Annotated in this window: 20 protein-coding genes; 16 read left to right on the top strand and 4 right to left on the bottom strand. The window is 41.7% G+C overall.

The features are described 5' to 3' along the window. The first annotated feature begins 437 nt into the window (after nucleotides 1-437). Both ACFIK4_RS02665 and ACFIK4_RS02660 read left to right on the top strand, forming a co-directional pair. Nucleotides 438-1,190: a phage antirepressor KilAC domain-containing protein gene (locus ACFIK4_RS02665; RefSeq protein WP_375674899.1), complete on the top strand. Its 753-nt coding sequence runs from the start codon at nucleotides 438-440 to the stop codon at nucleotides 1,188-1,190. Then, nucleotides 1,187-1,465 (top strand): hypothetical protein, encoded by a 279-nt coding sequence (locus ACFIK4_RS02660; protein WP_375613969.1) that lies wholly within the window; start codon nucleotides 1,187-1,189, stop codon nucleotides 1,463-1,465. Before ACFIK4_RS02665 ends, ACFIK4_RS02660 begins: the two co-directional genes overlap by 4 nt. A gap of 64 nt (nucleotides 1,466-1,529) precedes the next feature. Here ACFIK4_RS02660 and ACFIK4_RS02655 read toward each other — a convergent pair whose 3' ends face one another. Next, nucleotides 1,530-2,576, bottom strand: a complete 1,047-nt coding sequence (locus ACFIK4_RS02655) for a Fic family protein (protein WP_375674897.1) — start codon at nucleotides 2,574-2,576, stop codon at nucleotides 1,530-1,532. A gap of 93 nt (nucleotides 2,577-2,669) precedes the next feature. Between ACFIK4_RS02655 and ACFIK4_RS02650 the strand changes: the two genes are divergently transcribed. From ACFIK4_RS02650 to ACFIK4_RS02600, 11 genes are all read left to right on the top strand, one after another. Continuing rightward, a complete protein-coding gene (locus tag ACFIK4_RS02650; protein ID WP_375635138.1) occupies nucleotides 2,670-3,239 on the top strand; it encodes a hypothetical protein in 570 nt (189 codons plus the stop codon). Next, nucleotides 3,229-5,175 carry a phage terminase large subunit family protein gene (locus ACFIK4_RS02645; protein ID WP_375674895.1) on the top strand — a complete coding sequence of 649 codons (1,947 nt, stop codon included), beginning with the start codon at nucleotides 3,229-3,231 and terminating at the stop codon, nucleotides 5,173-5,175. Before ACFIK4_RS02650 ends, ACFIK4_RS02645 begins: the two co-directional genes overlap by 11 nt. Before the next feature lie 3 nt (nucleotides 5,176-5,178). After that, on the top strand, nucleotides 5,179-5,427 hold the full coding sequence (locus ACFIK4_RS02640) for a phage head-tail joining protein (protein ID WP_375674893.1): 249 nt from the start codon (nucleotides 5,179-5,181) through the stop codon (nucleotides 5,425-5,427). Then, nucleotides 5,427-6,971, top strand: a complete 1,545-nt coding sequence (locus ACFIK4_RS02635; RefSeq protein WP_375674891.1) for a phage portal protein — start codon at nucleotides 5,427-5,429, stop codon at nucleotides 6,969-6,971. Before ACFIK4_RS02640 ends, ACFIK4_RS02635 begins: the two co-directional genes overlap by 1 nt. Continuing rightward, on the top strand, nucleotides 6,961-8,031 hold the full coding sequence (locus ACFIK4_RS02630; RefSeq protein ID WP_375674889.1) for a S49 family peptidase: 1,071 nt from the start codon (nucleotides 6,961-6,963) through the stop codon (nucleotides 8,029-8,031). Before ACFIK4_RS02635 ends, ACFIK4_RS02630 begins: the two co-directional genes overlap by 11 nt. Before the next feature lie 110 nt (nucleotides 8,032-8,141). Beyond that, nucleotides 8,142-8,294, top strand: a complete 153-nt coding sequence (locus tag ACFIK4_RS02625) for a hypothetical protein (protein ID WP_246350187.1) — start codon at nucleotides 8,142-8,144, stop codon at nucleotides 8,292-8,294. Continuing rightward, nucleotides 8,291-8,659, top strand: a complete 369-nt coding sequence (locus ACFIK4_RS02620; RefSeq protein ID WP_375662289.1) for a head decoration protein — start codon at nucleotides 8,291-8,293, stop codon at nucleotides 8,657-8,659. The genes ACFIK4_RS02625 and ACFIK4_RS02620 overlap by 4 nt, the downstream gene beginning before the upstream one ends. Nucleotides 8,660-8,671: 12 nt before the next feature. Beyond that, complete coding sequence (locus ACFIK4_RS02615) at nucleotides 8,672-9,748, top strand: major capsid protein (protein WP_375674887.1); 1,077 nt, start codon at nucleotides 8,672-8,674, stop codon at nucleotides 9,746-9,748. Between the two features lies 1 nt (nucleotide 9,749). Continuing rightward, nucleotides 9,750-10,106 (top strand): hypothetical protein, encoded by a 357-nt coding sequence (locus ACFIK4_RS02610; RefSeq protein ID WP_375674885.1) that lies wholly within the window; start codon nucleotides 9,750-9,752, stop codon nucleotides 10,104-10,106. A gap of 329 nt (nucleotides 10,107-10,435) precedes the next feature. Continuing rightward, nucleotides 10,436-11,164 carry an antA/AntB antirepressor family protein gene (locus ACFIK4_RS02605; RefSeq protein WP_375674883.1) on the top strand — a complete coding sequence of 243 codons (729 nt, stop codon included), beginning with the start codon at nucleotides 10,436-10,438 and terminating at the stop codon, nucleotides 11,162-11,164. After that, on the top strand, nucleotides 11,161-11,439 hold the full coding sequence (locus ACFIK4_RS02600) for a hypothetical protein (RefSeq protein WP_375620501.1): 279 nt from the start codon (nucleotides 11,161-11,163) through the stop codon (nucleotides 11,437-11,439). Before ACFIK4_RS02605 ends, ACFIK4_RS02600 begins: the two co-directional genes overlap by 4 nt. A 46-nt stretch (nucleotides 11,440-11,485) precedes the next feature. Here ACFIK4_RS02600 and ACFIK4_RS02595 read toward each other — a convergent pair whose 3' ends face one another. From ACFIK4_RS02595 to ACFIK4_RS02585, 3 genes are read right to left on the bottom strand one after another with little or no spacing between them, the layout of a single operon-like run. Beyond that, nucleotides 11,486-11,632 carry a CopG family antitoxin gene (locus ACFIK4_RS02595; protein ID WP_375630421.1) on the bottom strand — a complete coding sequence of 49 codons (147 nt, stop codon included), beginning with the start codon at nucleotides 11,630-11,632 and terminating at the stop codon, nucleotides 11,486-11,488. Nucleotides 11,633-11,674: 42 nt separating this feature from the next. Continuing rightward, a complete protein-coding gene (locus ACFIK4_RS02590) occupies nucleotides 11,675-11,992 on the bottom strand; it encodes a type II toxin-antitoxin system HicB family antitoxin (protein WP_004856761.1) in 318 nt (105 codons plus the stop codon). Next, nucleotides 11,982-12,254, bottom strand: coding sequence for a toxin HicA (locus tag ACFIK4_RS02585; RefSeq protein ID WP_012231065.1), 273 nt, complete (start codon nucleotides 12,252-12,254; stop codon nucleotides 11,982-11,984). Before ACFIK4_RS02585 ends, ACFIK4_RS02590 begins: the two co-directional genes overlap by 11 nt. 49 nt (nucleotides 12,255-12,303) lie before the next feature. Between ACFIK4_RS02585 and ACFIK4_RS02580 the strand changes: the two genes are divergently transcribed. The 3 genes from ACFIK4_RS02580 to ACFIK4_RS02570 form a co-directional block, all read left to right on the top strand. Continuing rightward, nucleotides 12,304-12,846: a hypothetical protein gene (locus ACFIK4_RS02580; protein WP_375674881.1), complete on the top strand. Its 543-nt coding sequence runs from the start codon at nucleotides 12,304-12,306 to the stop codon at nucleotides 12,844-12,846. After that, nucleotides 12,827-13,516: a phage baseplate assembly protein V gene (locus ACFIK4_RS02575; RefSeq protein WP_375674879.1), complete on the top strand. Its 690-nt coding sequence runs from the start codon at nucleotides 12,827-12,829 to the stop codon at nucleotides 13,514-13,516. Before ACFIK4_RS02580 ends, ACFIK4_RS02575 begins: the two co-directional genes overlap by 20 nt. Then, nucleotides 13,513-13,728 (top strand): GPW/gp25 family protein (locus ACFIK4_RS02570; protein WP_375674877.1); only part of this gene is annotated, 216 nt, incomplete at its 3' end. The genes ACFIK4_RS02575 and ACFIK4_RS02570, both read left to right, overlap by 4 nt.

Raw genomic sequence — 13,728 nt, 5'->3', positions numbered from 1 at the left:
AGCGGGTTGGCTTCGTTGCGGAACAGGCTAGTGCGAACTATCGCTAGCGACAGAATTTTCAATTTGACTGTACATTGTACATTTAACTCATTGATAAATAATGATTTCAATATGTACACTGTACAGTATGTGAAACGTTTTCTTAGCAAAAAGTAATTTTTATTACTTGACAATTCTACAGTAATAGGTATCTTCGGATCAGGTGCCTGAAAACACCTTAAAACCATAAGCGGATGGATTGCCGATACAATCTTTTTCCGTACATTGAAGGCTTTGACTCATTATATGCGTATGGCGTATACTGGTCTTGTCGGGTGTGGTTATGCCATAAAATACCCTTTCGGGGGAAAGCATAACGACGGACTTATGGCCGTGTTTTCAGCGCCCGATACCTTTCTAAGGTGTCAATGAAAACATTTAACCATAAGGAGTTCACAATGAACACTCTTATTCCGATATCGGAACAAACTGTTGGACAGGAAATTGTTCAAACAGTAAATGCACGTAATCTGCACACATTCTTAGAGGCAAAACGAGACTTTTCCAATTGGATTAAAGACCGTATTATCAAATACAATTTAGAAGAGGGAATAGATTATATTTTAACGCTCGCCAAAACTGGCGAACGTCAAAATGTAGTGTTAAAAGAATATTATCTTACACTAAATGTAGCAAAAGAGCTTTCTATGCTTGAGAACAATAAGAAAGGTAGAGAAGCTCGTTTATACTTTATCAAATGTGAACGGCTTTTGAAGCAAGTAGCAACACCACAGATAACTGCATCACAAGTTGACTATTCCAAACCGGAAGCATTGCTTGGTGTTTTGAATCATCTACAAAGCCAAATAGAACATAAAGATCATGTGATTGCAGAATTGACACCAAAAGCAAAAGCTTTGGATGGCTTAAAGCGCTCTGATGGTTTATTCGGTCTTATTGAAGCAGCAAAGATGTTGGAAGTAAGACCAAAGGATTTAACTGATTACTTGCGTAAACATGATTGGGTGTATCGACGGGCTCCAGGGGCGCCGCTGTTACCTTATCAGGATAAGATCAAGAAAGGATTCATGGACTGTCCTGCTATCACCATTCAAAGACCGGATGGTACAGAAAAGGTGCTCCCTTCAACAAAAATCACACCAAAAGGATTGGCATGTTTGAGAGAACAAATCCATGGAGGTGTACAATGAACACCAGTATCGACTTTTTATGTGATTTATGGATGGCTTTGTTTCAATTTTCTGATCGTGATGATGTCGAAGATAAGGCTTTTAATGCTCTCATTGAGACCATGGATGCAATAGAAAAAGCTTTGATTTTAAAACTTCAAGATGAATCACCAAATGCACTCAGAATTTTGGCAATGATTACAAATTTTGGAACCTTAAAACCTCCCCCGATTATGGAGCCTTTGTTAAAAGCTTACGAACCAAATTTGGAGAGCCCCATTAAAAAGGTTGCTTAATTAAAAAAATAGAACTCCCCTCCCCGTTCTCAACAATGGGGAGGTGGTTAAGAAGGTAATAAAATTAAGGTGCACTATACCAAGTTGATCGTCCACCACCATGACGTATCAAAAAACCTTTTTCAACTAATGATGTAAAAGTTACTTTAAGTGTATTAGCGCTTGCACCAACCTCACGCACCATATCGCGGGTTGTAACACGTCCGTGATTACGCACATAATCAAGAATATTAAGAGCCAATTCAGATAAGGAAAAAAGAGCATTTTTTTCACTCTCTATTTTTATTTCTAATTGGCGTTTTTGTTTTTGTAGAGCACGTAAAAAAAAGAGTATCCAAGGCTCCCAATTGGGTGTTTTAGTATAAATTGTTTTTTGAGTTTGATTTAAAGCTAAGTAATAGCTTTCTTTATTATTCTCAATAATGCTTTCAAGTGATGAATATGGTACATAAACATAACCTTTTTGTAACAAAAGAAGGGTGGTTAAGATACGGCTTAAACGTCCATTTCCATCTTGAAAAGGATGAATAGCTAAAAATGTTACATTAAAAATACCAATCGTAAGTAAAGGATGAAGATCCTTTAATTCATTGGTTTTATTGAACCAAGTAATAAGCTCTTGCATTCGGTATGGTGTATCAAATGGTGTAGCTGTTTCAAAAACAATGCCAACCATTTTCCCTTGAGAATTAAATGCTGCTACATCATTGCGTAAAGTCTTATATTCACCTCGATGTCGTTGATCTTTCTCACTATTACACAAAAGATCACGATGAAGTTGTTTAATATGATTTTCAGTAATAGAAATATCACTCCAAGATTGAAAGATTGTTTCCATAACCTTGGCATAACCGATAACTTCTTGTTCATCACGACTCTTGAAACGTTTAATTTCTAAATTTACCAAAAGCTGTTCGATTTCGCGGTCTGTTAACTTACTCCCTTCAATGCGTGTGGAAGATCCAATACTTTCAACAGTAGCAATATGACGAAGAGCGTTCAATCGCTCAGGTGCAAGAGTACCAAGGGCGCGCCATGCCCCTTTGAACTCATCAATTTCAGCAATGAGAGCCAACAATTCTTGTGTAATTTGGAGTGTATCTGTTTTCATACCGGAATATATACCGGATTATACCCGATTGTCAATCATTCGTAACACCGTAAACTCTTACTTCTTATGGCAGAGAAAAAGCAAGGAGCAACTATGACAAAGAAGCATCGTAAGGGTCTATCGGTTCGTGCGTTTGCGAAGAAGATGGGTGTTTCACATAATGCGGTGGTTTCTCGGATAAAGACAGGTAAATTTGATGCGGCTCTTTTTGAAGATGGTTCTGTCAATGAAGCCCTTGCAACAGCCATCTGGAATGAGAATCCAACAAAGCGCCCACCCCCATTTTTAGCGCCTGATGGAAAGGTGCGGACAAAGATCAAACAAGCCTCCACAGATGGAGCCAATGAATACAAGATAAAACTGGAGCGAATGCAAGTTGCGCTAGCAAAAGAAAAAATTGCTCTGGAAAAGTTACGCGAAACCACTGTTGATCGTGAAGAAGTGAGAAAAGAAGCATGGAACTTTGGAAGAGCGCATCGAGATACAATGCTCAATTTTGCCTATCGCTTTGGTACTGAAATTGCGGCGCAAGTGGGATGTGATGCTGCGAGCCTTATTGGAGCTATCGATCATCATATGCGCAAAGCTTTAGTGGAAAATGTCGTCCCTGTTTCTTTTCACGATCCCAACATTTTAGAAGAGAATCCAGAACATGATAAGTGATGCTTTGCCCTCGTCCTCTGATGCTGGGCTCTTTTTTTGCTATGCGAATGAAGGACGCCGTCCTGACCCGCCTTATACTGTTTCCCAGTGGGCTGATAAAAATCGTTATTTGAGCACAGTTACGAGTGCAGAGCCTGGATTATGGAGGACTATACGTACCCCCTATTTACGAGAGATCATGGATAATCTTTCTGTTTATGATCCGACTGAAACAACGGTTGTGATGAAGGGGGCTCAGATTGGAATGTCGGAAGCAGCGTTGAACTTTTGTGGTTATGCCATTCATCATAGTCCAGGACCTGCCCTTTATGTAATGCCGACAGTTGAGACCGCTAAGAAACTGTCAAAGTCTCGTCTTGATCCGATGATTTCAGCTAGCCCTGCTTTAAGCGAACGCATTGCTCCTGCTCGTGCAAGAGACAGTGGAAATACAATGTTTTCAAAGGAATTTTATGGGGGGACATTGATGATTACAGGAGCAAATAGTGCTGCTGGATTGCGTTCTTCTCCTATTCGCTATTTGGTTTTGGATGAAGTCGATGCTTACCCATTGAATGTCGATAATGAAGGCGATCCTGTAACAATTGCGGAAAAACGAACCTCTGCTTTTATTCAACGTAAAATTTTTAAATTGTCTACGCCGACACACCGTGACACAAGCCGTATCGCCAAGGATTTTGTGCTAGGTGATCAGAGATATTACAATGTCCCTTGTGATGCATGTGGTGTTCTACAACCCATTGTTTGGTCACAAATTAAGTGGCCAAAAGGCGCCCCCGAAAAAGCTGTTTTTGTTTGTGCGCATTGTGGTCATGAACATGCCGAACATCGTAAGTCCACCTTAATGGCAGAAGAAAACGGTGCTTGTTGGATCGCAACACAGGAGTCAAGTAAGCCTCGTCTGCGTTCTTACCATATTTCAGCGCTTTATTCGCCATGGCTGACTTGGGGCGATTGTGCGCGCGAATTTTTAAGAGCCAAAGAAGACCCTGCTCTTTTGCAAGTTTTTATTAATACAGTGCTTGGAGAGCCATGGGAGGACAGAACAGGCGAAGTTGTTGATCCTGATAGCCTCTATGCAAAACGCGAAGATTATCCCCTTGCACCAGAACAATCCGTCGTGTTGACAGCTGGTATTGATGTGCAAAATGACCGCTTGGAACTTGAAGTGGTGGGATGGGGGCGTAGTGAAGAAAGTTGGCATATTGATTATCAAGTGATCCTTGGTGATCCCTCTTCTTTTGAAGTGTGGGACCAATTGGATGAATATCTTGCAAAACGTTGGCCGCATCCAGGCTATAAAGAGGGGATTAGGATAACAGCGGCTTGCATTGATACCGGTGGTGGACACACACAGGCAGTTTATAATTATGTACGCCCGCGTGAAGGGCGGCGTATCTGGGGCATTAAGGGGCAAGCGGGATGGCGTGCGGTATGGCCACGCCGACCAAGCAAAAACAATAAAGGACAGATTAATCTCTATATTGTTGGTGTTGACGCGGCAAAAGATATTATCACGGCACGGTTTAAAAAATCGGGACCTGAAGCATCAGGGGCTGGTGCAACACACTTTCACAAAAGCCTTGACCAGGAATATTTTGACCAGCTAACCGCTGAAAGAAAAGTCATCAAATATTTCAAAGGCTTCAAGCGTATTGAATGGCAAAAAAGCGAAAAGGCAAGAAACGAAGCCTTGGATTGTAGGGTCTATGCTTATGCGGCTTTACAAGGTCTGATTTCGGCGGGAATAAACCTTAATCGAGAAGTTGATATCTTAGAAGAGCGTTTGGAAAAACTTAAAATTGAAGGTTCTGTAGAGCAACCAACATCTGGGATTTCTTCATTCACTTCTCCAAGAAGATCTCAGATAGCAAAACCTCAAAGGAAACAATCCAGAACAGTGATGAATCCTTATATGCGAGGGGATTGGAGGTAATTTGTGGGTGAAACTTTAGAACCAATTAACAGCAAAATTGACAGACTGGAAAGTTTAAAAAGGCGGCGTGAACAAATTGAAGAGGCTCTTTATTCAGGTGCACAATCGGTACGCCATGGCGATAAGCAAGTCAGTAACCGCTCTGTTGAGGAACTGCGCAGAGCGCTTGAGATGCTGAACACACAAATAGCCAACCTTGAAGGACGCAAGCGTTCACGCGTTTTCTATTTTAATATATCACGAGGCTATTAATGGCTGGCTTTATCAATAAACTTACGGGCTTTTTTACAATTTCTCGTCAACACAATCCGCCTTTTGAAGCTGCAAGTAAAAGCCGCCGTATGGGTGGTTTTGACCCCGCAAAAAAACATATCAATAAAGCGATTGAAGAATGTGGTGATACCATTGTTGCTCGTTCAAGATGGCTTTATGACAATGAATCTCTTTATGGGTCTGCAACGGAAGAATGGGTCTCTGCGGCTGTTAGTGATGGGATTAAACCTTATCCTCGTATTGAAGGTTTTCAAGAAGAAAAGAAAAAGCTTTTAGACTTATGGTGGCAATGGGTTGATGAGGCGGACTATGATGAAGATGCCAATTTTTATGGACTTCAAGCAACCATTGCACGAGAAGTCTTTCTAACTGGTGAATGTTTTGTAAGACTACATTATGTTGACCTCTACGGGCGCTCTGGTGTGCCGCTTCAATTACAAGTTTATCCCACCGAAATGTTAGACCTTACTTACAATGGACCGGCTGATATTGAAGGCAATTACATTCGTATGGGGATTGAATTTAATGCCAGTGGCAAGCGCGTTGCTTATCATTTCTGGGAACATCACCCCTATGATGATGTCCCTGCAAATATGGCATTTGAGAGCCAAGAGCGCGTGCGTGTCCCTGCTGAAATGGTCATTCATATCAAAGAGCGCCGTATTGCCGGACAATTGCGCGGTTCTCCAAAAATAACGCGCGCTATGACAAAGATCTTTCAACTCGAATCCTATGACGACGCAGAACTCGATAGAAAAAGGACGGCGGCTCTTTTCGCGGCGTTTGTCAAGGACAATTCACCAAACGTCGAAAAATTATCCGATAATCGTGATAAAAACAACGTTGAAGAAGAATACAAAGCACCTGTCATTGCGCCCGGTGCATCTCTTTATTTAGGAGAGAATAAAGAAGTTACATTCTCAAATCCTGTTGAGGTTGGTGGCTCTTACGAGGCTTTTCAATTTCGCAATATCTTGAAAATTTGTGCAGCACTTAATATGCCTTATGCCGTTGTGACTGGAGACGTTACGCGGGGGAATTTTTCAAATGTACGCACCTCCATCATTCAGTTTAGACGGCACGTCAAACAATGGCGTGAACATATTATTGCCTTTCAGTTTAACCGCATTGTGTGGGAGCGTTTTGTTGAAATGGCAGTGCTTGTCAAATGCGTCAATTTGCCAGGGTGGGAAGAAAATTCCTTGCCATGGCTTCAATGTGAAAGCTTTGCACCCCCGCTTGAAATGATTGATCCAAACAAGGATATCTCAGCGGAAAAAGAAGAAATTCGTGCAGGCTTGAAAACACGACGCATGGCACTTGCCGAGCGTGGCTTTGATATCGACAGCATTCATGCCGAACTGCAAGAAGAGCACACAGACGCTCGTGCGCGCGGCTTATCTTTTGACACGGATATGGCAGCGACCTCTGATAGCAATCAAGTAATTGATACCGCAGATTCAGAACCTTCTGAAACTTATGAAAGTAACCAAGGCAGTGAGGCACATAAAAATGGTGAATAATCTTGATATGCCGTTTTTGGCATCACGGCTTTTTGGGGTTCCTCATATGCTTGCCTCGACAAAGCTTGATATCATTTTGAATGCTCTTGCACCACGCCTTTTTGAGGGAGAAAAGTTTCCCATTGAAGCTTATTCGCAAGAGAATACAGAAGCTTTAAGACCCCCTGAAACTTATGTAGTACAAAACAATGTTGCCATAATACCGGTTCATGGCACGCTTGTGCGCCGTGGTGCATGGCTTGGGGCTTTATCGGGGCTAACCTCTTATGAAGGTTTAAGCGCTTCTTTTCGTGAAGCCATTGCACAACCTGATGTTCGCGCTGTTTTACTTGATATTGATAGCGGCGGTGGAGAAGCCGGTGGTGTGTTTGATTTGGTTGAAGAGTTTCAAACACTCTCAAAACAATACGACAAGCCCATTTGGGCACATGCCAATGAGTTTGCTTGTTCTGCAGCTTATGCCATTGCTTGTGCGGCTTCTCAAATATGGGTAGCTCGCACAGGGGTTGTGGGCTCGATTGGGGTTGTTTGTGCCCATCTTGACCAGTCCCGTGCAGATGAAAAACACGGGCATAAATGGACCTTTGTCTTTGAAGGTGATCACAAAACCCATGGCAACCCTCATGAACCCTTGAGCGATACAGCACAGATAAAAATGCAAGCCGATTGCGCCCTGCTCTACGAGATGTTTGTCGATTTGGTGGCGCAAAACAGACGCTTAAATGCTGCTGCAATTCGTGACACAAAAGCAGAAACTTTTATAGGCACCCAAGCGATCACCCTTGGATTAGCAGATGCGCAGGGCACCCTTGCGCAAGCTTTGGAAGCCTTAACGGATTCCATATCACAAAACCCAATAGCAACAAAAGAAGGACAAAACACATGGCACGCACACAATACCGCGCTGAAGAAGAGGATGACGAAAAGATCGTCGACATCATCAATGACGAGGAAGAGGACGAAGACGATAGTGACATCGACAAAAACGCCGAAATCTTTGACGACGAAGAAGAAAACGAAGATGAAGATGAAGACAATGAGGACAAGCAGGAAAACATAAAAGCTGCTCTTGAAAAAGAAAGAAAGCGCGCAAAAGCACTAACAACCCTTGAAAGGCAAGCAAAGCACTTAGGCGTTTCTTTTGACGCAGCAAAAGCTATTCAAAACGGTATGAGTGTCGAGAAAGCACGCCAGTGTGTGTTGACGGCTGCTAGCTCTCAAAGCGCGTCTTTAAAAGTCTCGCCTTATACCCCTCATAGTGATGGGACGAGCAAGGCAAAGATTTATGCAAAATGGGAAGCAGCTTGGAGGGCAGTGAAATGACGAATATTATTTATGACGACGTACGCAATGGCGCTTATCTTGGACCTTACGACCCCGATATGTCAAACGAAGAAGTGGTGTTTGCATCAGGAGCATTCATTGAAGCTGGAACTGTCATGGGAAAGATAACCGCAACGGAATACTATGTCCCCCTTAATCCAGCAGCATCAGATGGCAGTCAAATCCCTGCAGGGATTTCTTTTGCCACTGTTGATGCCTCTCAAGCCGATCAACGTGCCGTAATGACAGCACGCTTATGCACTGTAAAAGCTTCTGAACTGCTATGGCCAGATGCCATTACAGATGAACAAAAAAGTGCTGCCATTCAGTCTCTCGAAGACCATAACAATATTTTATTGCGATAGGAGAATGCGCACATGGATATGAATTTTTTTAAACACGACGCTTTCTCAGCCACCACTATGATGAAAGCCATCGAAAACTATGAGTTTCAACCTGGTCTTGTAAGTTCTCTTAATCTTTTTGAAGAAGTTGAAACCAGTACCACAGTGGTTGGTATTGAACGGCGTGATAATACATTGTCCTTGATTCAAACCAGTGAACGTGGCGCCCCCTTGGCAGAAGGGGATAGAGATGGACGTAATCTTCGGTTTTTCAAAACAACACGCATTGCCAAAAGTGACACGGTGAAATCAGAGGAAATCCAAAACCGGCGTGAATTTGGGACAGAAGATCAACTCGAGACAGCAATGAAATATATTGCCAGAAAACAAAAGAAACTGATTTCTGAAATCGAATTGACATGGGAAAATATGCAGCTTGGCGCTGTTCAAGGGGTGGTACTTGATGCTGATGGCTCTGTTATTGTCGATTGGTACAAAGAATGGGAAATCGCACCACCAAAGCCGATTGATTTTAAATTAAATAATGAGACAACCAATGTTGCTGACCATGTTGACCAAGTCATTATGAGGATGATTGAAGCTTCAAAAGGAGCGTTTTCTGATCGTTCACGCATTATTGGGCTTTGTGGAAATGAATTTTTCTCCAAATTGAAAAACCATAAAACAATTCGTGAGACTTATCTCAACACAGCCTTAGCACAGACACTCAATAGCGCCGGAGGTGTTGCAACACCAAGCGCTCTTGGCTCGGGCAGCTTTGGCAGTTTTGACTTTGCGGGTGTAACCTTTATCAATTACCGGAGTATCCACAACTATAATGTAAGTGCGAAGGCTGGAACAAAGCGCGCTATAGGCATTAAGCCTGATGAATGCCAATTCTTTCCTGTTGATGCACCTGGTGTCTTCCAAAAAACCTTTGCTCCTGGTGAAAGCTTGGATTTTGCCAACACGGTTGGAAGACCTCTCTACACGATGCTTATCGTCGACCACGACCGTAATGCATGGGTAAAACCGGAGGTCTATAGCTATCCGCTTTACATTTGCACACGCCCTGAAATGCTGTTTAAAGCCGTGATTGGAGCGAAATAACATGCGATGGCACGGGCTGCTAAACCAAATGGTTAAAGATGTGCGCAACACTTTTGGGCAGCCCATCATCTACACGCGAAAGGACAACCAGCAATCTTTTCGTATCACAGCGATTTACGGCATTAAACATTCGGAATCGGACGCCGGTGGCAGAATCTCTACCACAATTGCAAGAAAGGAACTTGATCTTTGTATCAATGACATCGGGGGAATACCACCAAAACCTCAAGATAGTATTGTGGTCCTCTCTCCTGAAAACAACAAAGCCCCCTCTTCTCAAGAACACTTCGTGATCACAGATGTCCAAGCCTCTGAATCCGGTATGTATAAACTTATCTTGCGGGAACAGAAACAATAAGGCATCTTTATTTAGCAAGCCGTTTTGATTACTTTTATAAAAACATTACATTGCCACTTGACATTGTGACAGGAGTATGAATAATCGAATTAGGTGCTTCAAAAACACCTTAAACCGCAAGCGGATTGGTTACCGAAATAATCAGTCTTCTATACATTAAAGATTTTGACTCATTATATGCCGTAGCATATAACAGTCTTGTCGGGTGTAGTTACGCTATACAATACCCTTATGGGAAAAGCGTAACGACGGACTTGTGGCCGTGTTTTTGAGCACCCGGCACTCTTATGGAGTGTCAATCAAAAACATCTAACCCACAAGGAGTTCTCATGAACACTCTTATAGAAATTAAAGAACGGATTATTGATCAGGAAACTGTTCAAACTGTTAACGCGCGTGATTTGCATGCGTTTTTGGAAATAAAGTCTGAATTTAGAAATTGGATTAAAAATCGCATTAAAGAATGTAAATTTCAGGAAAATATAAACTTTATAACTGCGGTAAATTTTTACCGGGGTGGAAAAATAAAAGAATACCACATTACATTAGACATGGCTAAACATCTTTCGATGATAGAGCGTAATGATAAAGGGCATGAAGCGCGTCAATACTTTATCAAATGCGAACGGCTTTTGAAACAAGTAGCGACCCCACAAGTTGACTACTCCAAACCCGAAGCATTACTTGGTGTTTTAAATCACTTACAAAATCAAATAGAGCAGAAAGATCATGTTATTGCTGAATTAGCACCAAAAGCAGAAGCTTTGGATGGCTTAAAACGCTCTGATGGTTTGTTTGGTTTGATAGAAGCAGCAAAGATGTTGGAAGTAAGACCAAAGGACTTAACCGATTACTTGCGTAAACATGATTGGGTGTATCGACGGGCTCCAAGGGCGCCATTGTTACCTTATCAGGATAAGATCAAGAAAGGATTCATGGATTGCCCTGCTATCACCATTCAAAGACCAGATGGAACAGAAAAGGTGCTGCCTTCAACGAAAATCACATCTAGAGGATTGGCATGTTTGAGAGAACAAATCTTTGGGGGTGTGCAATGAAAATAGATACCAACTTCTTATGCGATTTGTGGATGGCATTATCTCAATTTTCTAATGATGAAAATGTGAGCGACAAAGATTGTAGTGCTCTGGTTCAAACTATGAATGCAATAGAAAATGTTCTAGTTTTAAAGCTTCAAGATGACGTGCCCAATATTACAAAAATCTTGGCAATTTTGACAGATTTTGGAGCTTCAGAACTTCCACATCGTATGGATTCTTTGTTGCGAACTTATGAACCAAATTTAGACAACCCCATTAAAAAGGTTGCTTAACTTAAAAACAAAACTCCCCTCCCTATCGTTAAAGGTGGGGAGGTAGTCAAGAGACTTCTTTAGGTAAGAACTCAAAATGAACGGATTTAAAATCAGTTAAGTCATAATCTGTAAGATCGGCAGTATCAACAAAGTTTTCTGCTTCTTTATCCGTCTTAAAAACGGGTATTTGTTTTAATTTAGAGGGTTTCATAAGAATTAATTTTCTTTTAGTACGTATAGACTTTTAAAAGATTCAAAGTTTAGAGGAAATGTATCTGTTTAAACTCACACCATTTTCAGCGGCTTGTATTGCAAGTTTTCTATGGAGTTCTGGTGGTATTCTTAATTGAAACTTACCACTGTATTTACCATGTGACAAAGGCACAGGAACTTCTTCTCCATTATGTTGCATGTCCTCAACAACTTCTGAAACAAGGTCCATAATACCTTTTAAAGCTTTCTCTGCTTGAGCATCTAACCATGAAAGGGATGGGAATTCTGCACACAATCCGACATATTCCTCATCTTCTTGCGACCACAAAACACGATATGTATAATGATTATTGTTCATGTTTCATCCTTTCTATCGCTTGTAAGACTTGTTTGACTTGATAAGCTTTTGCTTTGTTACCAGAATCTTTTTGAATATTTACACGAGGATCACCAAGCCACGGTGTTTTAAAAACAAAGTGGCTTGTACCATTGTTCCGAGGTTCTCCAAAGAAATAGACACATACAGCCAACAAATCTGAAAACTTGATGTTCTTTGGTGATGCTTTCATCAAGCTGATTATTTTTTCAACTTTATTGCTCATAACCAATAATAGTATCATTATTAATCCTAGTCAATCATTTTATACACTTAATTGGACAGGAACACTCATGCATCCGAGAGAAACAATAAGGGAAAGCTTTGTTGCTTTGATAAAGGCAGCAAAGACGGCAGCTGGTGACAATGTTTTCAATATGCGTGACTTCAATTTATTTATTGAAGCAATGCCTGCAATTAATATCTCAACACAAAGTGAAACGATTGAAGATGGCTATGATTATGGAATAAGGCGGCGTGTTTTAACGCTAGATGTTGAATGTTATGCGACATGTGAAGATGGAGCGCGTTTTGTTGACCAATTAGCATGGGAAGTTGAGGAGGTTTTCTACGCTAATCCCAATCTCAACAACAGCGTTGAAACATGCCGCCTGCAAAATATTGCTTTTGCCTTTGGCGATAATGGCGCTCTAGCACTCCACGGTGCAATTTTAACCTTTGACGTAACTTACGTCACCAATATCCCCTGCCTTGATGAAGGAAAGGCAACCGAAAGAGTTGTTGAACCCCTTGTCGGTTTTAAACCAGAAACAGGTATGGGAAACCAAGACAAATACCATAAAATTGAAGGTGGACATGTTAGAGCGGCGCGATAAAGAAATCACAGATCTAAAAAGACGTGTGGCCAATATGGTTGTGGTGGGAAAAATTAGCCATGTCGACCATAAAAACGCACGCTATCGGATAAAAAGTGGCAATCTTGTCAGTGACTGGATTCCAGACACACAAGCCCGCGCCGGTAAAACACGCTCGTATGAAGGGCGTGATATCGGAGAGCAAGTGATTGTTATCTCGTCATCAGGGGATTTATCACAAGGGGTGATTGTTGGTTCACTTCACACCGATGCTAATCAAGCAGCCGATAAGGGCAGCATTCACCGAACGATATACCCTGATGGAACCAGCCTTGAATATGATGATGAACAAAATACTTATGGAATTCATATCAAATCAGGTGGAAAGTTTATCCTGACAATCGCTGATGGTGTGTCACTAAAAGGTGATGGTGGCAAGCTAGAGCTTACCGCACCGGAAGGCATAAAGATTGTTTCAGAAAGCGATATAAATTTAAACGCAAAAGGCAGCATCTCTTTGAAGGCAGGTGGTGGCGTTTCTCTGAATTCGAATGATAGTCTCTCTCTTCATTCTGGGAATAATGTTTCCATTCATTCAAGTGGACTAAAGCATAACGGCACCAATGTAGGAGCAACACATGTTCATGGCGGTGTTACTTCTGGTGGCTCTATGACAGGAGGTCCCAATTGAACAGTGGAATGGACCGTACAACGGGAAAGTCATTGACCGGCATTGATCATTTACGCCAATCAATTCTTGATATTTTGTCAACACGGATTGGTTCGCGTGTAATGCGGCGTGATTATGGTTCACGCGTTGCAGAACTCATTGATGCACCGGTTAATAATGCTTTTGCTGTTGCTCTTTATGCTGCTGTTGCTGAGGCTTTAGACAAGTGGGAA

It is taken from the genome of Bartonella sp. AP9QHHD (assembly GCF_042195625.1).
Lineage (GTDB): Bacteria > Pseudomonadota > Alphaproteobacteria > Rhizobiales > Rhizobiaceae > Bartonella.
Note: the sequence above shows the minus strand (reverse complement) of the source record. Positions and strands in the feature narration are given on the sequence as shown.

Bases quoted from the DNA above. Each gene is read 5' to 3' on its own strand.
- ACFIK4_RS02630 (WP_375674889.1), top strand. From the start codon at position 6,961: ATGGTGAATAATCTTGATATGCCGTTTTTGGCATCACGGCTTTTTGGG.
- ACFIK4_RS02665 (WP_375674899.1), top strand. From the start codon at position 438: ATGAACACTCTTATTCCGATATCGGAACAAACTGTTGGACAGGAAATT.
- ACFIK4_RS02615 (WP_375674887.1), top strand. From the start codon at position 8,672: ATGGATATGAATTTTTTTAAACACGACGCTTTCTCAGCCACCACTATG.
- ACFIK4_RS02620 (WP_375662289.1), top strand. From the start codon at position 8,291: ATGACGAATATTATTTATGACGACGTACGCAATGGCGCTTATCTTGGA.
- ACFIK4_RS02600 (WP_375620501.1), top strand. From the start codon at position 11,161: ATGAAAATAGATACCAACTTCTTATGCGATTTGTGGATGGCATTATCT.
- ACFIK4_RS02610 (WP_375674885.1), top strand. From the start codon at position 9,750: ATGCGATGGCACGGGCTGCTAAACCAAATGGTTAAAGATGTGCGCAAC.
- ACFIK4_RS02635 (WP_375674891.1), top strand. From the start codon at position 5,427: ATGGCTGGCTTTATCAATAAACTTACGGGCTTTTTTACAATTTCTCGT.
- ACFIK4_RS02645 (WP_375674895.1), top strand. From the start codon at position 3,229: ATGATAAGTGATGCTTTGCCCTCGTCCTCTGATGCTGGGCTCTTTTTT.
- ACFIK4_RS02655 (WP_375674897.1), bottom strand. From the start codon at position 2,576: ATGAAAACAGATACACTCCAAATTACACAAGAATTGTTGGCTCTCATT.
- ACFIK4_RS02650 (WP_375635138.1), top strand. From the start codon at position 2,670: ATGACAAAGAAGCATCGTAAGGGTCTATCGGTTCGTGCGTTTGCGAAG.
- ACFIK4_RS02625 (WP_246350187.1), top strand. From the start codon at position 8,142: ATGAGTGTCGAGAAAGCACGCCAGTGTGTGTTGACGGCTGCTAGCTCT.
- ACFIK4_RS02590 (WP_004856761.1), bottom strand. From the start codon at position 11,992: ATGAACAATAATCATTATACATATCGTGTTTTGTGGTCGCAAGAAGAT.
- ACFIK4_RS02660 (WP_375613969.1), top strand. From the start codon at position 1,187: ATGAACACCAGTATCGACTTTTTATGTGATTTATGGATGGCTTTGTTT.
- ACFIK4_RS02595 (WP_375630421.1), bottom strand. From the start codon at position 11,632: ATGAAACCCTCTAAATTAAAACAAATACCCGTTTTTAAGACGGATAAA.
- ACFIK4_RS02575 (WP_375674879.1), top strand. From the start codon at position 12,827: ATGTTAGAGCGGCGCGATAAAGAAATCACAGATCTAAAAAGACGTGTG.
- ACFIK4_RS02585 (WP_012231065.1), bottom strand. From the start codon at position 12,254: ATGATACTATTATTGGTTATGAGCAATAAAGTTGAAAAAATAATCAGC.
- ACFIK4_RS02580 (WP_375674881.1), top strand. From the start codon at position 12,304: ATGCATCCGAGAGAAACAATAAGGGAAAGCTTTGTTGCTTTGATAAAG.
- ACFIK4_RS02605 (WP_375674883.1), top strand. From the start codon at position 10,436: ATGAACACTCTTATAGAAATTAAAGAACGGATTATTGATCAGGAAACT.